Below are 18,452 nucleotides of genomic sequence, written 5' to 3'. Positions count from 1 at the left end.
CATCGAGAGGGAGGTACGTCGCCGGTGATCGCAGATCTCGTCGATCGGTTCCAGCGCATACCGTTTCGTCCGGCGAACGACGGTCGCGTGGAGAGCCATTCGGGCCTCACCCGCCACTATCCGACCCTCGCGGCGAACTTCGTTGCCGGCGAGACGTATTCGCGCGAGGTCGGCATCCTCATGGCGCATCCGGCATCGAGCTTCATCACCCACTTCCTGCTCCGCGGGCTCGCCGAGCGCGGTCTGCCGATGATGGCGGTGAACACCCGCTACACCACGAACGAGCCGGCGTTGATCATGGAACGCGCCGCCGACGACCTCGGTCAGGGCGTGCGGTGGATGCGCGAGGAGCTGGGATTCGAGAAGGTGATCCTGCTCGGGTTCTCCGGGGGCGGCTCGCTCGCGTCGTTCTATCAGTCGCAGGCACTCTCGCCGACGGTCACCCGGACGCCGGCAGGCGATCCGGTGGACCTCGGTGAGTGCGAACCGGCCGACGGACTGGTCCTGGTCGGTGCGCACCCCGGTCGTGCGCGCGTGCTCCGGCACTGGATCGACGCCGCGGTGACCGACGAGGCCGATCCGTACGCGACCGACCCCGACCTCGACCTGTACGCGCCGGATCGGACGGTCCCGCTCGACCGTGAGTGGGTGTCGGCCTACCGCGACGCGCAGCTCGCTCGTGTCCGTCGGATCGACGCGTGGGCGCTCGAACAGATCGAACGTCTCGAGAAGACGGGAGCGTCCGATCGAGCGTTCGTGGTCCACCGCACCGTGGGCGATCCCCGCTTCGTCGACGTGACCCTCGATCCGAGCGACCGCCTGGTCGGCAGCATGTACGGCGACCCGCAGGCCGCCAACTCCGCCGCCGGTGGGCTCGCCCGCTTCGCGACGGCGCGGAGTTGGTTGAGCACCTGGAGTTTCGACCACACCCACGCCGATGCCCTGCGCAACCTCACCACGGTCACCACCCCGACCCAGGTCGTGTGCCTGCGCGCCGATCAGGCGGCCTTCGTCAGCGACTCTGACGACATGGCCCGGGCATCGGGCGACCCGGACGTGTCACATGTCGAACTCGACGACCTCAACCACTACCTCGTCGACCAGCCCGACGGCGTGACCCGTATCGCCGAGACCATCGGTGACTGGCTCCCCACGCGGGGATTCGGCGTCGGCGAGTACGTCAACCACCGCCCAGACCACCACGCAGCGGAGATCGCATGACCACCCACGCAGACGACCCGACCGTTGCCCCGGCTGTCACCCCGACGGGGGCCCCGGCCGAACGTTCGGGTTTCGACGACCTCGTACACCCCGACGTCGCAACGGCATTCCCGTACCGCGAAGGCATGAACACCCCCGGGATGCGTCGCGCACGCACGCTCGCGCGTCGGCTCACCGGCAAGGACATCTTCCCGACCCAGGACCAGATCGACGCGTTCTGTGCGGACATGTTCACCGCCGACCCGGTCGCCGAGCGGTTCGTCGACGAGGTCTTCTACGGCGACATCGGCCCGGTCGAGGGTCGCGCGATGTTGAAGAAGGCACTCGCCGAGGGATTGTCGTCGATCGACAACCCCCCGCCGTCGATGGTCGCGTTGTTCGAGGAGTTCGAGTCGGTACCCGACTGGGTGGACCCCGAGGTGGTCGAGGCCGGTGCCCGCATCTGGCGGCGGTGGGGGACGATGCTGTTCAGCGTCGCCGGCGGCATCACCCTCGAGATGTACACCGAGGCAGCTGTCGCGACACCGCTGTCGCTGGCGGGCGGGTACGCGGGCGACAACGCGTTGCGCCGGTTCCTCGAGACCGCTCGGTTCTGGATCGACGTTTCCGAGCCGGGTGCACTGCTCACACCGGGATCGACCGGACGGGCGACCGCCATGATGGTGCGCGTCATGCACGTCTCGGTCCGGCGTCGCGTCGCCGAACACCCCGAGTGGGACACCTCGAAGTGGGGTATCCCGATCAGCCAGTCGTACATGATGATGACGCTTCTCGGCGGCAGCGTGGCACCCGCGCTCGCGCTGTGGACGACGGGTATCCAGACGACCCGGTCGGAGATCTACGACCTCATCGCCTTCCAGCGGTACCTCGGCCACGTGGTGGGCGTGCGCAGCCGCTGGTATCCCCAGACCATCCCCGACTCGCTGCGTCTGCTGGCGCTGGTGTCGGTCGCGCGCAGCCACGATGCCGGGGACCACGGAGCCGAACTGATCACCTCGTTCCCGAAGGCGTTCGCGGCCCGTGACGGCCACACCGGTGTGCGGCGGTTGCGGGAGGTCTACAACGGCGGCGTCTACGCCGCCTACGCCCGACTGTTCATGTTCCCGCAGACCTATCGCCGGTACGAGATGCCCTCGGCGTTCCCGTGGCTGCTGTGGGTTCTCGGCCGCGTACCGCTCATCGCCGGTGTCGAGCTCGCGCGGCGTGTGCCCCCGATCGGTCGGGTGCACGAGAAGTGGATGCGCTGGCACCGAGAGAGCTGGTACCGCGCCCAGATGGACGGCCGCGAAGCCGAATTCGACGCATCGGGTGCCCTCCGTCGCTGACCGGCACCCGACCCGCACCCGTCACCACCCCGTGAAGGAACCGACACGATGACCCAGATCACCGACCGCCCTGCGACGCAACCCCCGGCGCGGGTGCGCACGTCGCTCGACTATCTCCATGGTTTCGGCAACGAACACCACTCCGAGGCCGTACCCGGTGCGCTGGTCTGGGGACAGAACTCGCCCCAGCGGGCGCCCATGGGTCTCTACGCCGAACAGATCTCCGGTACCGCGTTCACCGAGCCGCGCGGGATCAACCGCCGCACCTGGATGTACCGGATCATGCCCACCGCGGCGCACGGCGCGTACCACCGGATCGACGACCGCCACCTGGCCACCGCGCCGATCGCCGGCGACGCCGACCCGAACCGACTCCGGTGGAACCCGCTGCCGCAGGAGACCTCGACCGGAGACTTCCTCGACGGCCTGTACACGATCGGCGCGAACGGTGATGTACTGGCGCGCACAGGTATCGGCGTCCACCAGTACACCGCGGCACGCTCCATGACCGACCGCTACCTCGCCGACAACGACGGCGAGCTGCTCATCGTGCCCGAGACCGGCGGTATCCGGGTGCGGACCGAACTCGGTGTCATCGAGGCCCGGCCCGGTGAGATCGTGCTGATCTCGCGGGCCATCAAGTTCGCGGTCGACGTCCTCGACGGACCGATCCGCGGTTACGTGTGCGAGAACTACGGCGCCCCGTTCGTGCTGCCCGATCTCGGGCCCATCGGTGCCAACGGACTGGCGCACGCGCGCGACTTCCGGCACCCGGTTGCGGCATTCGAGGAGGGGACGCGCTCGGTCGAGCTCGTCGTGAAGTTCGGCGGTCACCTGTGGGCCACCGAACTCGACCACTCGCCGCTCGACGTGGTGGCCTGGCACGGCAACCACGGTTGTCACGTCTACGATCTCGAGTCGTTCAGCTCCATCACCAACGCCAACGTCGACCACCCCGATCCCTCGGTGTTCACCGTGCTCACCTCACCGTCGGGGCATCCCGGGCAGGCCAACGTCGATTTCGTCGCCTTCCCGCCCCGCTGGATGGTGGCCGAACGGACTTTCCGTCCGCCGCACTTCCATCGGAACGTGATGACCGAGTTCATGGGTCTGATCTACGGCGTCCACGACTCGAAGGCGGAGGGATTCCTGCCCGGAGGCGCCAGCCTGCACAACATGTTCGCCGCACACGGCCCCGATCTCGCCACCTTCGAGATGGGCACGAACGCCGACCTCGAACCGCAGTACCTCGCCAACACCATGGCGATCATGTTCGAGACGCGCTTCCCGCTCGTCACCACCCCGACGGCCATGTCGGCCGCTCACCGTCAACCCGACTACGACGCCGTCTGGTCGGGCCTCACACCGCATTTCGACCCCCAGGCCGCCGGCACCACAGTCGCCGCCGAGACAGATCCGAGGACACGATGACCGCACCCGCTCTCGCCCCCGTCGTCGATCCGGTACTACCGGATCCGACACTGCGCATCGGCGGTGTCGGGGTCGCGGCTTCCGACGGAGGCACCTACACCTCGATCAACCCGGCCGACGAGTCGACGGTGGTCGAGATCGCCGCGGCGACGGCCGACGACGTCGACCGGGCCGTCGCGGCGTCGCGTGCGGTGTTCGACAGCGGTGTCTGGTCGGAACTCCCGGGATCGGAGCGCGGCCGGATCCTCGCGCGAGCCGCCGACCTCATCGAGGCCGACGCCGAGAACCTGGCCGCCCTCGAGGCCGTCGAGATGGGAAAGCTGTACCAGCACAGCGTCGCCGGTGACATGCCCGCCACGGCGGGGACGTTCCGGCACTTCGCCGGGTGGGCGGACAAGATCACCGGCCAGACCACCGCACTGCCCGACTTCGCGGGCCAGCACCGGTTCGGTTTCACGATGCGGCAACCGGTCGGTGTCGTCGGCGCCATCACGCCGTGGAACAACCCGGCGGTCATCGCCGGATGGAAGCTCGCCCCCGCGCTCGCCGCCGGCTGCACCGTCGTGGTGAAACCGGCCGAGGACGCGGCGTTGTCGACCATCCGCCTCGCCGAACTGCTCAGCGAAGCCGGCCTGCCCGACGGTGTGGTGAACGTGGTCACCGGCCTCGGGCCGGTCGCCGGCGCCGCGCTCGCCGGACACGCGGGCCTCGACAAGATCACCTTCACCGGTAGCCCGCGAGTCGGGCGCGGAATCACGCCGCTGGCGGGCGACAAGTTCCGCAAGATGACGCTGGAGCTCGGCGGGAAATCGCCCCAGATCGTCTTCCCCGACGCCGATCTCGACGCCGCCATGCCCTGGATCGCGATGGGCAACTTCTATCACCAGGGTCAGGTGTGTGCCGCCGGCACCCGCGTCCTCGTCAACGAGTCCATCGCCGACGACGTCGTGGCGCGGCTGGTCGCCATCGCGGAGAGCTCGGTGATCGGCGATCCGCGCGACCCCTCCTCGACGATGGGCACCATCGTCAACGCCAAGCAGCTCGACAGCATCCTCGGCTACATCGAGACCGGGAAATCCGAAGGTGCGCAACTCATCACCGGCGGTGCGCGCGTGGACCGACCGGGATTCTTCGTCGAACCCACCGTCTTCCGCGGCACCAACGATCTCACCATCGCGCGTGAGGAGATCTTCGGGCCCGTCGCCACCGTCATCACCTTCCGCGACACCGACGAGGCGATCCGGATCGCCAACGACACCCGCTTCGGACTCAACGCGATGATCTACACCTCGGATCTCTCCACCGCGCACTCGGTCATCCCGCGGCTACGGGTGGGGACGGTGTGGGTCAACGGATGGGGCGTCCCCGAACCGCATCTGCCCTGGGGTGGACGGGAAGCCAGTGGTTTCGGTCGCGAACTCGGTCTGTCGGGGGTCACGGCACACACCGAGGAGAAAACCGTCCACCTCGCCTTCTGATGACGACCACCACAGACGACACCGGTGCACTCGCCGGTGTCCGCGTACTCGAGCTCGGTTCGCTGATCGCAGGGCCGTTCGCGGCCCGCCTCCTCGGCGACATGGGCGCTGACGTGATCAAGATCGAGGCCCCGGGCCAACCCGATCCGCTCCGTTCCTGGGGACAGGCGGAGGTCGACGGCGAGCACGTCTTCTGGACCGTCCACGCTCGCAACAAACGCGCCGCCACCCTCGACCTGCGCACGGACGCCGGACGAGGGTTGTTCCTCGACCTCGCCGAGCACGCCGACGTGATCGTGGAGAACTTCCGCCCCGGCACACTCGAGCGGTGGGGGTTGGGCTACGACGTCCTGTCCGAACGCAACCCGCGCATCATCCTCGCGCGGGTGTCGGGGTACGGACAGACCGGCCCGCATGCGCAGCGTGCGGGGTACGCGTCGGTGGCCGAGGCGGTCAGCGGCCTTCGTCACCTCAACGGGTTCCCGGGTGGTCCGCCGCCGAGGCTGTCGTTGTCGCTCGGCGACACCCTCGCCGGGGTCTTCGCCGCCAACGGGGTCCTCGCGGCGCTGCACGCCCGCACCCGGACCGGTGTGGGCCAGGTGGTCGACGTCGCCCTGACCGAGGCATGTCTGGCCGTCCTCGAGTCGACGATCCCCGACTACGACGTCGCCGGTGTGATCCGGCAGCCGTCGGGTACACGACTCGACGGCATCGCGCCCTCGAACCTCTACCGCACGAGAGACGGTGTCTGGCTGGTGATCGCGGCGAATCAGGACTCGGTCTTCGGTCGTCTGAGCACGGCTCTCGGTGTGCCGGAATGGGCGACCGACCCCCGGTTCGTCGACCACCTGGCGCGCGGGCGTCACCAGGATCTGCTCGACGAGATGATCGCCGAACGCGTCGCCACCCGCGACGCCGAGGACATCGTCGAGATGCTCTCCGCCGCAGGCGTACCCGCAGGGCGCGTCAACACCGTCGCCGAACTCGTGGAGGACCCGCAGCTGCGGGCTCGCGACATGCTCGTCGCACACCAGGACGAGCGGCTGGGGCGAGAGGTGCTGGGACCCGGCGTGATACCGCGCCTGACCGGCACGCCGGGATCGGTGCGCTCGGCGGGTTCGGCGCGACCGGGCCAGCACAATCGTGAGATCTACACCGAGCTGCTCGGACTCACCGACGCCGACCTCGGCGCCCTCGTCCGCGAGGGGATCGTATGACCACCCCTGTACACCACCACGAACGGAGTCCATCGTGAGCAGAACCGACCTGGTCGAGGCCTGGAACGGCCCCGGACGCGCCGACGGGTCGTTGACCGACGTGCGCCCGGAACACAATGCGCTGCACGCGTCGACGAAGCTGACCGCGTTCGAGCACTGGTATTTCGACGCCGCGCTCGACAACGGCTACACCGTGGTCGGCTTCCTCACCAAGCGTCGCCCCGAGGACCTGCCGCGCAGCCGACCGTGGGTGGAGATCATCCTCTACGGGCCCGACGGCAGCCGCCGACAGATCGCGCAGCGCTACCCGGCGCGTGCATGCCACTTCTCGGTCGAGAAATGCGACGTCGCGGTCGGGGAGAACTTCGCCTACGTGACGTTCCACGACGAGCTGCCCACCTACACCGTGCATTTCGCCGAGGACGACGTGGTGATCGATCTCGAGTTCGCGAACGAGATCGCGCCCTGGATGCCGGGGCAGGGCGAGACGCATTTCGGCAACGGCGAGGTGTTCGGCTGGTGTGTCGGGGGACCGCGGGCGAAGGTCACCGGTCGCCTGTCGATCGGTGCGAAGCGGTGGGAGGTGACCGGCACCGGGTACGCCGATCACAACTGGGGCGTCGGGGACATGCGCAAGGTCATCGACCGCTGGCACTGGGGCCGCCTCTACGTCGAGGACTACTCGCTCCTCTACGCGGTGGTGTTGACCCAGGAGGGGTACGGATCCCATCAGATCGCCCCGGTGATGGTGGCCGACGGCGCCGAGGTGATCCTCAGCAGCGGTGAGGCCGTCCTCGAGGAAGGGCCCCTGCTGCCCGACGCCGACGCCGGCCGCGACTACCCGTCGTGGATCTCGCTGACCATCCCGGGGCGACTCGAGCTGCGACTCGACGTGCGCACGGTCCTGCACGGCCACGACCTGCTCAGCGACATCCCCGTCGTCGGCAGCAAAGTGCTGCGACCGCTGGTGAGCCGCCTCGTCGGGCATCCCGGATACTTCCGGTTCGAGTCCGACTTCCGACTGTCGGTCACCCGCGACGACGGGCGCGTCGACGTCCGGACGGGCACCACGCTGCACGAGTTGGTCGCCCTCCGCTGACGGCGGAGGTGCCTGCCCGGTGAGGGGTCGGGTCAGGACCAGCCGTAGGTGGAGCGCAGGGCGGCGGCGACGCGGTCGAAACGGTCACGGTCGAGGACGGCACCCTCGCGACGGATGCCCTGCTCGGGGACGTCGAGGACACGGTCGAGGCGCAGGTAGCTGGTCTTGTGGCCGCCGTCCCAGCCGCCGGTGCCGATCTCCATCCAGTTGGCGTCGTCGGCGCGGTGCCCCTGACTCGACAGCATCAGCCCCAGCAGGTGTTCCCCGTCGCGGCCGACCACCAGCACCGGGCGGTCCTTGCCCTGTGACGCGTCCTCCTCGAACGCCACCCAGGTCCACACGATCTCGCCGGGGTCGGCCGCGCCGTCGAGCGCGGGGGAGTACTCGATCCGGCGCGCCCGGTCGGCGGTGGGGCGGTCGGTGTCGGTGATCGGCCGACCGGCACCGGTGTTCGCGCCACCGTTCATCCGTGCCGTGATCGCCTCTCGGCCCTTGTCGATCGCACCCGACTTCTGCAGTTCGCGGTACAGACGCGGGCCGTACTGACGGGCGAGGCGCAGGGCGGTGGTGGTCCAGGGAGCCATACGACGAATCTAGTCAGTCACCGTGTGGAGCAGGTGGGCCAGCACGGCGTCGGCCGTCATCGCCGCCGTCGGCTTGCGGTCGGGACGCAGATCGTGACCGGTGCCGGGGATCTCCACCAGCGTGGTCGCGCCGGGGATCAGGTCGAGCGCCGCCGTGATCTCGTCGGTGGTGGCGAACGGGTCCGACGGACCGTGCACGACCACGGTCGGGCAGCTGATCGATGGGAGATGTTCGGTCCGTGCGCGTTCGGGCTTGCCCGGAGGGTGCAGCGGGTACGACGTGAGCAGCAGCGCGTCGGCCACCGACGGATCCTCGGCGACGGCCATCGACGCCTGCCGTCCGCCGTACGAGTGCCCGCCCACGATGAGCGGGCCGGTGCAGCCGGCGTCGACGCCCAGGCCGCGCACCACCTGCGCGGCCGCGGCGATCCCGGCCCGATCGGCGGCCGCTCCCGACGGACTCGGCGGGCCCTTGGGCCGTTTCTGGCGGTAGGGCAGGTCGATGCGGGCGACGAGGAGTCCGCGATCGGCGAGCTCGGCCGCGAGCAGTCGCAGGACCAGCGCGTCGTGGTCGCTGCCCGCCCCGTGGGTGATCACGGCCGTTGCGATCGGGGTGCCGATCGGACGGTGCAGCACACCGACGACACCGTCGGCACGCAGATCCACCGGGGCGGGGAGAGCACCCGGGGATCCTGCGGGGACGCGGTCGGCCACGGCTTCACGCTAGTCCCGCGGCGGGTGCGACGACTCGCGAGGAAGGGCACTCGGCGCGGACGTGCGAAACTTGCAGGTACGCGTCATCGCCCCACGAGGAGTGAGTTCGATTCCCAGCTTCGCCGACACGACCTTCACCGATCCCGCCCGGATCCGGAACTTCTGCATCATCGCCCACATCGACCACGGCAAATCGACCCTGGCCGACCGGATGCTGCAGCTCACCGGTGTGGTGGAGGAGCGGGCCATGCGCGCGCAGTACCTCGACCGGATGGACATCGAGCGTGAGCGCGGCATCACCATCAAGGCCCAGAACGTGCGGCTGCCGTGGGAGGTCACCGACAACGGTGTGACCACCGAGTACGTGATGCACCTCATCGACACCCCCGGACACGTCGACTTCACCTACGAGGTGTCGCGCGCGCTGGAGGCGTGCGAGGGTGCGGTGTTGCTCGTCGACGCCGCGCAGGGCATCGAGGCCCAGACGCTGGCGAATCTCTATCTCGCCATGGACAAGGACCTGACGATCATCCCGGTCCTGAACAAGATCGATCTGCCCGCCGCCGATCCCGACCGCTACGCCGCGGAGATCGCCCACATCGTGGGCTGTGACCCCGATGACATCCTGCGCGTGTCGGGCAAGACCGGTGTGGGTGTCCGTGAACTGCTCGACGAGGTCGTCCGGCTCATCCCGGCGCCGGTCGGCGACGACGCGGCCCCCGCGCGGGCGATGATCTTCGACTCGGTCTACGACACCTACCGCGGCGTGGTCACCTACGTGCGCGTCGTCGACGGGCGGCTCGAGCCGAAGGCGAAGATCGAGATGATGTCGACCGGCAGCGTGCACGAATGCCTCGAGGTGGGCATCGTCTCCCCGGAGCCGAAACCCACCAAGGGTCTCGGCGTCGGCGAGGTCGGTTACCTCATCACCGGCGTGAAGGACGTGCGGCAGTCCAAGGTCGGCGACACCGTCACCACCGCGCGCAACGGCGCGACCGAGGCGCTGACGGGCTATCGCGAGCCGCGCCCGATGGTCTACTCGGGCCTGTACCCGGTCGACGGGTCGGACTACCCGGACCTGCGCGATGCCCTGGAGAAGCTGCAGCTCAACGACGCCGCGCTCACGTGGGAGCCGGAGACGTCGGTGGCACTCGGTTTCGGGTTCCGCTGCGGGTTCCTGGGGCTGTTGCACATGGAGATCACCCGCGAACGCCTCGAGCGGGAGTTCAACCTCGACCTGATCTCCACCGCACCCAACGTCATCTACCGACTCGTCGGTGAGGACGGCACCGAGATGGTGGTGACCAACCCGTCGGACTGGCCGGATGGCAAGGCCAAGGCCATCTTCGAGCCCATCGTGAAGACGACGGTGATCGCACCGAGCGAGTTCGTCGGCACCATCATGGAGCTGTGTCAGTCCCGCCGCGGTGAGCTTGGCGGCATGGACTACCTGTCGGAGACGCGTGTCGAACTGCGGTACACGATGCCGATGGCCGAGATCATCTTCGACTTCTTCGACGCACTCAAATCGCGCACCCGCGGCTACGCCAGCCTCGACTACGAAGAGGCGGGTGAGCAGGAGTCGGCGCTGGTGAAGGTCGACATCCTGCTGCAGGGTGAGGCCGTCGACGCGTTCAGCGCGATCGTGCACAAGGACGGCGCCTTCGCCTACGGCAACAAGATGACCCTGAAACTCAAGGAGCTCATCCCGCGCCAGCAGTTCGAGGTACCGATCCAGGCCGCGGTGGGGTCGAAGATCATTGCGCGCGAGAACATCCGGGCGATCCGCAAGGACGTTCTCGCCAAGTGCTACGGCGGTGACATCAGCCGCAAGCGCAAACTCCTCGAGAAGCAGAAGGAGGGCAAGAAGCGGATGAAGACCATCGGTCGTGTCGAGGTCCCGCAGGAGGCCTTCGTGGCCGCGCTGTCGTCGGAGGCGGGCGGGGACAAGCCGAAAGGCAAGTGACTCGCCGCCGGTACGCCGGTGGGGCCGCGCACTAGGCTCGAGGTCATGGCAACGAACCCGGTCCTCGCGCCCAGCCGACACCCCCACGGGCTGCCCGATTTCGGGTCGATCTCCGACGACGACTTCCTGCCCGCGTTCACCACCGCGATGGCCGAACACCTCGTCGAGATCGAGGCCATCGCGACCGACACCCAGGACCCGACGTTCGCCAACACCGTGGAGGCCCTCGAACGGTCCGGTCGGCTCCTCGGACGCGCGGCCGGCACGTTCTTCAACCTCGTCGGCCCCGACACCAACCCGCAGCGCAACGCGATCGCGCAGGAACTCGCGCCCCTGCTTACCGATCACCAGAACACCATCGCGCTGCACCCGAAGCTGTTCGCCCGCATCGCATCGCTGCACGCCCGTCGCGACGATCTCGGTCTCGACGAGTCGTCGATCCGGCTGTTGGACAAGCGATATCGCGAGGCCATCCGTGCCGGTGCCGGGCTCGCCCCCGACGATCAGCGGCAGATGCGGGAGATCTCCTCACGGCTGTCGGTGCTGACGACAACGTTCACCCAGGCCGTGCTCGACGAGAGCAACGACGCCGCGGTCCTCGTCGAGACCGCCGCCGAACTCGACGGCCTGTCGGCGTCGTCGATCGCCGCGGCCGCCGACGCCGCGCGCGCCGCCGGTCACGACAGCGGTCACCTGCTGGCGCTGGAGTTGCCGAGCAGTCAGTCCGCCGTCGCGTCCCTGACCGATGCCGCCACGCGTGCGCGCGTGTTCGAGGCCTCGATCTCCCGCGGCCTGCGCGGCAACGACCACGACACCCGCGCGACCATCATCGAGATCGTCACCCTGCGGGCCCGCCGCGCCGCGCTTCTCGGGTACCGCGATCACGCCGAGTTCGTGATCGCCGTGCAGACCGCGCCCGACGCCGAGGCGGTCGAAACGATGCTGGGCGAACTGATCTCGTCGGCCATGCGCGCCGGCGGGCGTGAGCTGACGCGGTTGCGCGCGCTGGCCGGCGAGCACATCGAACCGTCCGACATCACCTACTGGCTCGGTGTCGAGCAACGACGCGGTGCGGCGGTCTCGCTCGACGACTTCGCCGACTACTGCGATCTCGACCGCGTGCTCACCGACGGCGTATTCTTCGCGGCGCGATCGCTCTACGGCCTGCAGTTCGTCGAACGTGACGATCTGCCGACCTACCACCCCGATGTGCGCACGTGGGAGGTGTTCGACGCCGAGGGTGTGTCGATCGGTCTCTACCTCGGCGACTACTTCGCCCGATCCAGCAAGCGTGGCGGCGCGTGGATGAACACCATCGTCGACCAGTCCACGCTTCTCGGCGAGCAGCCGATCGTGGTCAACGTCTGCAACTTCACCCGGCCGCAGGCGAACGAACGGTGCCTGCTCAGCTTCGATCAGCTCACCACGCTGTTCCACGAGTTCGGTCACGCCCTGCACGGGCTGCTGTCGGCGGTGCGTTTCCCGGCGCAGTCGGGTACCTCGGTGCCGCGCGACTTCGTCGAGTTCCCGTCACAGGTCAACGAGATGTGGTCGCTGCACCCCGATGTCCTCGCCAACTACGCACGGCACCACGAGACCGGTGAACCGATCCCTGCCGAACTCGCCGAGGCCGCACGCGCCGCGACCTCGGTCGAATCGGCGCACAGCACCATCGAGTACCTCGCGGCCGCCGCCCTCGACCTCGCGTGGCACCGGGTGACCCACGACGAGATCGCCGCCGGCGCACTGGAGATGGGCGTCGAGGCGTTCGAGGCCCACGCGCTGAGCCGCGCCGGTGTCGCGAGCGAACTGATACCGCCGCGCTACCGCAGTGCCTACTTCAACCACATCTTCGGCGGGGGTTACGCGGCCGGGTACTACTCCTACATCTGGTCGGAGGTGCTCGACGCCGAGACCGAACAGTGGTTCCTGGCCCACGGCGGTCTCACGCGCGCCAACGGCCGTCGGTTCGCCGAGGCCACGCTCTCACGCGGCGACAGCGTCGACCCCATCGCCGCACACCAGGCGCTGCTGGGCCGTCCGGCCGAGATCGCCCCGCTGCTCGCCCGCAAGGGTCTCGTCAGCGCCTCACACACCGACCGTCAGTAGGATGCTGCGACGTCCTCAGCTCGCCTCGATGGGCCAAAGGTCGATCCTGATCTGTTCCACCAGTTCCGACGGATCGGTAGGTTGGCCGATCTCGGTGGCGATGTGTCGCACCGCTTCGCGTCCGCGGGCGACCGCTCGAAGCCGATATGAACCGGCGGGGACCTTGAAATCACCGATCGTGCCATCGAATTGATAAAGCTGCCCGATTGTGTTCACCTCCGCCTCCGCGCGGTACGCGACGTCCACGGTCGCGCTGGCTTCCCAGGCGCCCTCGGGGACATCCACCTCGGCTGACCACAGAGCCAATTCGACTCCGCACCAGATGTTCTGGCCCTCCACAGTGATAACCGCCAAGTCATCACCAGACAACGCCAGGGGCCAGGGGTCAGGCCGTGACGGATCGTAAACCCGAGCTATGCCGTCGGAGAAGTAGAGGGAGCACAGCATGAACGTTCCGTCGGTGATGAGCCGTCCGTACCCATGATGGAGTGGTGCGTGTTGGCTCAAGTCACTGCACCTTCACGAAGAACTTATCGCCGGGTACAACTCGGTTCTGGAAATAGAAGTTGTTGATATTCCCACCTTGACTTCGGTTCTCGGTGGCCGGTACCAGGTCTGCCAAAGCGGTGGGTCCACCTTCCAAGGTGGAAGCGAACGGGTACTCATCGCACTGTTCCCCGTCGGGTCGCGGAGAGGGGAACGCCTTGCACGGTCCGTCCGCGCGGTTGGCGTCGCTCTCCTCACCGGGAATCTTGGTGAGGGGAACTCCGCCGGGCGCGCCTGGCTGGCCTGCCGCCTGATAACGCACAACATTCGGCGTGATGTTGGGGTAACCGGTCATGTCGAAAGTTGGCGTCACTTCGGGGTTCACGCATCCGGCAGTCGCGCGCACAGTGGTGTCGCATCGGACGACCGATGGGTCGATGAAGGTGAAGCCGGATATCGCAGTACCGTCAAAGGGTTCGATTTCGCCGGTCAGCGTTGCGTGCGTTCCGTCTACCCCGGGCGAGATCGGCGGCACGTAGGACGTGGTTCCCACGCTGTACACAGCCGCCGGCGAGATCAGCAGCGACATGCTTCCGCCTCCGCCAACGCTGACGACGAGGTTGCCGGACAAGATGTTGCCTGCGGTGCTGATTCGCTCGAGTTCGTACTTCAGTTGTACAGATCCGCCTGTGGGGCTGGTGGTTTGGGATACGCGATCATCGTAGACGGTCACGCCGGTCACCTCGCCCTTGTCATCGAGGCTCGTATACGTGAGTTGTGAATCCGTGCAGGTGGCGATTCGCGACGCGCAGAAGACCGGCCCGATCGACTGGTTCCGTACGTGTGCATGTACTGGCGGTGAGATGGAGATTCTTGCGCTGACGGGTGCGGATTGACCGCCTTCGGGATGAGGGAGTGGCGCTGCCTGCGAGGGTGCTGCGAACAGCAGGCTGGCGGCAATGAGCGCCACTGCCAAGAAGTTGGATCTGGTGCGAATCTTCATCGACGTCTCCGTTCGGGTGTACGAATGGAGATAAAGTTACAAACCCTAACGAACGTATGCAATGGTGATGCCGATCACTCGCCGATGGCCGCGGGCATTCGCCGGAAGCGCGCGTGCTGTTTCGCGGGCGCGGCTGGGCCGTTCGGAGGCGTACCGCTGCGGCATGATGAGCGCGTGACCACCGAAGCCCGCGCAGACCTGTCGCGATTCGCCCTGCTGAGTCTGGCGGCGTCGCTCGTCGTCATCACCCTCAAGGTGATCGCCTGGCAGGTGTCGGGTTCGGTGGGCCTGCTCTCCGACGCCGCCGAGTCGCTCGTCAACGTCGTCGCGGCCGTCGCGGCGTTCGTCGCCCTGAAGGTCGCGGTGAAGCCCGCCGACGACGACCACAACTTCGGCCACACCAAGGCCGAGTACTTCTCCGCGGTGTTCGAGGGCGTGATGATCGTGGTCGCGGCCGGGATCATCATCGTCGCCGCGGTCGATCGACTGCTGTCGCCGGCCGAACTCGAGTCCGTCGGACTGGGTCTGGTGATCTCGGTGGTCGCGACGGTCATCAACGGGGTGGTGGGCCTGTACCTCATCCGCATCGGCCGCAGGCATCGTTCGCTCTCGCTGGAGGCCGACGGCAAGCACCTGCTCACCGATGTGTGGACGACTGCAGGGGTCGTGATCGGTGTCCTGCTCGTCGCGCTCACCGGGTGGCTGCCACTCGACCCGCTCATCGCGATCGCGGTCGCGGTGAACATCCTCGTCGTCGGAGGGCGACTGGTCTGGCAGTCGGGCGCCGGACTGATGGACACCGCGCTCCCTGACGACGAACGCGCGAAACTCGATGCCGTCCTCGACGGCCACCGCAGCGACGAGATCGACTTCCACGACGTCCGCACCCGGGAGGCCGGCCACGAGCGATTCCTGCAGCTGCACATGCTCGTTCCCGGCGAGTGGAGTGTGCAACGCGGCCACGACCTCGTCGAACGGGTGGAGACCGACCTCGTCGACGCCCTCGAGCACCTGCACGTCGCGATCCACCTCGAACCGATCGGCGACCCCCGCGCCTACGAGCCGTGGCGTCTGGACTGACGGCGGCGCGCTCGACCGGATGTCAGGCGTTGGCGGGCACGAACGTGCCGTGCGAGCCGGCCTCCTCGGCGCGGATGACGTGCATGACCGCGTTGATCAACGCCAGGTGGGTGAACGCCTGCGGGAAGTTGCCGAGGTGGCGACCGGTGTTGGAGTCGATCTCCTCGGCGTAGAGCTTCAATGGACTCGAGTAGCTCAGCAACCGCTCGCACAGGTGCTTGGCCCGGGTCAGCTCACCGATCTCGACCAGCGCCGACACCAACCAGAACGAGCAGATGGTGAACGTCCCCTCCTCGCCGGACAGCCCGTCGTCGGTCTCCTCGACGCGATAGCGCAGCACGAGGCCGTTCTCGGTGAGCTCGTCGGCGATGGCGAGGACGGTGTTGCGGACCCGCTCGTCGTCGGACGGCATGAAACGCAGCAGCGGCACCAGTAACAGCGACGCGTCGAGGGCGTCGCTGCCGTAACGCTGGGTGAACACGCCCTTGTCGTTGACGCCGTGTTCGAGGATGTCGGCCTTGATCTCGTCGGCGATCCGAGCCCACGTCTGCGCGTACGACTTCTCGCCGTGCATGGTGGCCAGCCGCGCCCCGCGGTCCAGCGCGATCCAGCACATCACCTTCGACGAGGTGAAGTGCTGCGGTTCACCACGCACCTCCCAGATACCCCGATCAGGTTTGCGCCAGTGCTTGACCGCCTCCTCGACCTGCGCCTTGAGCACCGGCCACAGGGTCTCCGAGATCGTCTCGTTCGACTTCATGTTGAGGTACACCGAATCGAGCATGGTGCCCCAGATGTCGTGCTGCGACTGGTTGTACGCGCCGTTGCCGATGCGGACCGGTCGGGCGCCGTCGTATCCCGAGAGGTGGTGCAGTTCCTCCTCGTCGAGGGTGCGTTCGCCCCCGACGCCGTACATCACCTGCAGGGGATGGTGTTCGCCGTTCGTCGCGCCGGACACGTCGGCGATGAAGGAGAAGAAGTCGTCGGCCTCGCGGTCGAGTCCGAGGGTGTAGAGCCCCCACAGGGCGAAGGTCGAATCGCGTACCCAGGCGTAGCGGTAGTCCCAGTTGCGTTCGCCGCCGGGCGTTTCCGGCAGTGACGTGGTGGCTGCGGCGAGCAGTGCGCCGGTGGGGGAGTAGGTCAAGCCCTTGAGCGTCAACGCACTGCGCTGCAGGTGTCCCCGCCACGGGTGGTCGGGGAACGAGCCGATGTTGATCCACTGGCGCCACGACTCCGAGGTCGCCCACATCTTCTGCGCCGCCTCCTCCCAGTTCTGCGGCGCGGGTTGCGACGACCAGCTCAGCGCGATGAACCGGTTGTCGCCCTCGTTCAGTCGCGACCGGGCCCGGGCCTCGCGGCCCTCGAGTCCGAGCTTGAAGTTGGTGGTCAGCTTCAGCGTCGGCGACGGGTGGGTGGTGTCGGACGCGGTGGCGATCGCCTCGCCGTAGGCCGGGCCCGAGTACTCCCACGTCGTGGTGCCGCGGTGGTAGTCGAAGGCCGGCTCGCAGCTCAACGCCACCTCGACGGTGCCGCTGACACACCTCACCGTGCGCAGCAGGATGTGCTCGGCATCCCAGTCGGTCGGTGTCCGCCGGTGCGTGCGCGAGCGGGTGTCGTTGTCGTGCCAGGGGCCCATGACGAGCGCGTCGCGCACGATCATCCAGCCGGTGTCGGTCTGCCATGTGGTCTCGACCATCAGGCTGCCGGGCAGGTAGCGGCGATCGACCGGCACGTTGACGCCGTACGGCGCGACCTTGAAATGCCCGGCCGAGCGGTCGAGGATCGCGCCGAAGATGCTCGGGGAGTCCGGTCGGGGGACGCACATCCACTCGACCGCGCCGTTGCGGGCGATCAGACAGTTCGTCTCGCAGTCGGAGAGGAACGCGTAGTCGTCGATCGGCGGGAACGCGTTGTGCGTCGCCGTCGCCGGTGTGAAACCGCTGATGTCGGAGGCGTGGGCGAGTCCCGGGGTGCCGGGCACGGGACGGCCCGAGTCGGTGGCACCGGGGACCGCAGTGGCCGCGCCCTCGTGGGCAGGGGTTGTCATCGGTCCATCATGGGTGAGGGGGCACGCCGTGCGCCACAGCAAGGCGTCGGAGTCGCGTGACCTCGTCGGGTCGGCCGGGTGCGGGTCGCGTCCGCTTTAGACCCACGGTGAGTTAAATCGTTCGCGCTACGCTGTGGCGGTGAACGGGATCCGGACGTGGTGGGACGGCGTCGAGGCGTGGTTGACCGGTTTGTCGTTCGTCCCCCAGCTGCTGGTCAGCCTGGCGGTGCTCATCCCGCTCGCGATCCTCGCCGCCGTCGTGCTCAACGCACTGGTCAACGGCGTGCTGCACCTCGTCGACCGCTTCGCGCCGACGCGCACCACCCGGGGTGAGCCCTGACATGCCGCGCTCCCGCGTCACCCTCGCGCTGATAGCGCTCCTCGTGCTGGTGCTCGTCGCCTGGCTCGCCACCCGTTAGTCCTGCTCAGAAGCTTGCCCGTCGCCGCCTTCGCAGCGCAGGGCGCCGTACTCCTCTGCTGATAATCTTCCGGCTGTGATCGCATCGCCGCGCTACCGGACACACCTCCGGATGGCCCTCTTCGCAGTGGAATACCGCTGTGTCGCAGACATTCACTGTCGCTGACGCCCGGTCCTCCCCGCGCCCCGCGCATGCTGCCCTCGGCGTCCATCTCCTCTCGGACGTGGCCGCCCCCGCCGACATCCGGCCCCGCCGAATCCCGTCCCACTCGTG

Annotated in this window: 14 protein-coding genes and 1 pseudogene; 10 read left to right on the top strand and 5 right to left on the bottom strand. The window is 68.0% G+C overall.

Translation table 11 applies throughout. The features are described 5' to 3' along the window. Window positions 1-24 precede the first annotated feature (24 nt). The 6 genes from ASG12_RS13095 to ASG12_RS13070 all read left to right on the top strand — a co-directional run bounded on the left by ASG12_RS13095 (window position 25) and on the right by ASG12_RS13070 (window position 7,771). Complete coding sequence (locus tag ASG12_RS13095) at window positions 25-1,221, top strand: alpha/beta hydrolase (protein WP_235456766.1); 1,197 nt, start codon at window positions 25-27, stop codon at window positions 1,219-1,221. A gap of 125 nt (window positions 1,222-1,346) precedes the next feature. Continuing rightward, window positions 1,347-2,546, top strand: coding sequence for an oxygenase MpaB family protein (locus ASG12_RS13090; RefSeq protein WP_055790897.1), 1,200 nt, complete (start codon window positions 1,347-1,349; stop codon window positions 2,544-2,546). A gap of 48 nt (window positions 2,547-2,594) precedes the next feature. After that, on the top strand, window positions 2,595-3,977 hold the full coding sequence (gene hmgA, locus ASG12_RS13085) for a homogentisate 1,2-dioxygenase (protein ID WP_055790183.1): 1,383 nt from the start codon (window positions 2,595-2,597) through the stop codon (window positions 3,975-3,977). Continuing rightward, complete coding sequence (locus ASG12_RS13080) at window positions 3,974-5,455, top strand: aldehyde dehydrogenase family protein (RefSeq protein WP_055790181.1); 1,482 nt, start codon at window positions 3,974-3,976, stop codon at window positions 5,453-5,455. The genes hmgA and ASG12_RS13080 overlap by 4 nt, the downstream gene beginning before the upstream one ends. After that, window positions 5,455-6,672: a CaiB/BaiF CoA transferase family protein gene (locus ASG12_RS13075; RefSeq protein WP_055790178.1), complete on the top strand. Its 1,218-nt coding sequence runs from the start codon at window positions 5,455-5,457 to the stop codon at window positions 6,670-6,672. Before ASG12_RS13080 ends, ASG12_RS13075 begins: the two co-directional genes overlap by 1 nt. Window positions 6,673-6,706: 34 nt before the next feature. Then, entirely contained in the window at window positions 6,707-7,771 is a 1,065-nt protein-coding gene (locus tag ASG12_RS13070; RefSeq protein WP_055790174.1) for a lipocalin-like domain-containing protein, read from the top strand. Between the two features lie 32 nt (window positions 7,772-7,803). On the opposite strand, the gene ASG12_RS13065 is transcribed toward ASG12_RS13070, so the two are convergent. Together ASG12_RS13065 and ASG12_RS13060 are read right to left on the bottom strand one after the other, a co-directional pair. After that, window positions 7,804-8,355 carry a type II toxin-antitoxin system PemK/MazF family toxin gene (locus ASG12_RS13065; protein ID WP_045823189.1) on the bottom strand — a complete coding sequence of 184 codons (552 nt, stop codon included), beginning with the start codon at window positions 8,353-8,355 and terminating at the stop codon, window positions 7,804-7,806. Window positions 8,356-8,364: 9 nt separating this feature from the next. Then, on the bottom strand, window positions 8,365-9,021 hold the full coding sequence (locus ASG12_RS13060) for an alpha/beta hydrolase family protein (RefSeq protein ID WP_055790895.1): 657 nt from the start codon (window positions 9,019-9,021) through the stop codon (window positions 8,365-8,367). 148 nt (window positions 9,022-9,169) lie between these two features. Between ASG12_RS13060 and lepA the strand changes: the two genes are divergently transcribed. Beyond that, the gene (lepA, locus tag ASG12_RS13055; protein WP_235456763.1) at window positions 9,170-11,035 is read left to right on the top strand and encodes a translation elongation factor 4; all 1,866 of its coding nucleotides are present in this window, start codon (window positions 9,170-9,172) and stop codon (window positions 11,033-11,035) included. A gap of 45 nt (window positions 11,036-11,080) precedes the next feature. After that, a complete protein-coding gene (locus ASG12_RS13050) occupies window positions 11,081-13,144 on the top strand; it encodes a M3 family metallopeptidase (RefSeq protein WP_055790170.1) in 2,064 nt (687 codons plus the stop codon). Between the two features lie 15 nt (window positions 13,145-13,159). Here ASG12_RS13050 and ASG12_RS13045 read toward each other — a convergent pair whose 3' ends face one another. Together ASG12_RS13045 and ASG12_RS21275 are read right to left on the bottom strand one after the other, a co-directional pair. Next, entirely contained in the window at window positions 13,160-13,651 is a 492-nt protein-coding gene (locus tag ASG12_RS13045; RefSeq protein WP_156378095.1) for a hypothetical protein, read from the bottom strand. A 1-nt stretch (window position 13,652) separates the two neighbouring features. Further along, window positions 13,653-14,633, bottom strand: coding sequence for a NucA/NucB deoxyribonuclease domain-containing protein (locus ASG12_RS21275; protein WP_082501965.1), 981 nt, complete (start codon window positions 14,631-14,633; stop codon window positions 13,653-13,655). A gap of 174 nt (window positions 14,634-14,807) precedes the next feature. On the opposite strand from ASG12_RS21275, the gene ASG12_RS13040 reads away from it, so the two are divergent. Further along, entirely contained in the window at window positions 14,808-15,713 is a 906-nt protein-coding gene (locus tag ASG12_RS13040) for a cation diffusion facilitator family transporter (RefSeq protein WP_055790164.1), read from the top strand. A 22-nt stretch (window positions 15,714-15,735) separates the two neighbouring features. On the opposite strand, the pseudogene ASG12_RS13035 reads toward ASG12_RS13040, so the two are convergent. Next, window positions 15,736-17,625 (bottom strand): annotated as a pseudogene (locus tag ASG12_RS13035) (glycoside hydrolase family 15 protein); the annotation flags it as partial. Between the two features lie 274 nt (window positions 17,626-17,899). Between ASG12_RS13035 and ASG12_RS13030 the strand changes: the two are divergent. Next, complete coding sequence (locus ASG12_RS13030) at window positions 17,900-18,100, top strand: hypothetical protein (protein ID WP_055790892.1); 201 nt, start codon at window positions 17,900-17,902, stop codon at window positions 18,098-18,100. The last annotated feature ends 352 nt before the right edge of the window (window positions 18,101-18,452 follow it).

Origin of the sequence: Williamsia sp. Leaf354, from assembly GCF_001424365.1 — a bacterium.
Taxonomy (GTDB): Bacteria; Actinomycetota; Actinomycetes; order Mycobacteriales; family Mycobacteriaceae; genus Williamsia_A.
The sequence above is the reverse complement of the archived record's forward strand: the minus strand, read 5'-3'. Positions and strand labels throughout refer to the sequence as shown.

Bases quoted from the DNA above. Each gene is read 5' to 3' on its own strand.
- ASG12_RS13090 (WP_055790897.1), top strand. From the start codon at position 1,347: ATGAACACCCCCGGGATGCGTCGCGCACGCACGCTCGCGCGTCGGCTC.
- hmgA (WP_055790183.1), top strand. From the start codon at position 2,595: ATGACCCAGATCACCGACCGCCCTGCGACGCAACCCCCGGCGCGGGTG.
- ASG12_RS21275 (WP_082501965.1), bottom strand. From the start codon at position 14,633: ATGAAGATTCGCACCAGATCCAACTTCTTGGCAGTGGCGCTCATTGCC.
- ASG12_RS13065 (WP_045823189.1), bottom strand. From the start codon at position 8,355: ATGGCTCCCTGGACCACCACCGCCCTGCGCCTCGCCCGTCAGTACGGC.
- ASG12_RS13080 (WP_055790181.1), top strand. From the start codon at position 3,974: ATGACCGCACCCGCTCTCGCCCCCGTCGTCGATCCGGTACTACCGGAT.
- ASG12_RS13075 (WP_055790178.1), top strand. From the start codon at position 5,455: ATGACGACCACCACAGACGACACCGGTGCACTCGCCGGTGTCCGCGTA.
- ASG12_RS13050 (WP_055790170.1), top strand. From the start codon at position 11,081: ATGGCAACGAACCCGGTCCTCGCGCCCAGCCGACACCCCCACGGGCTG.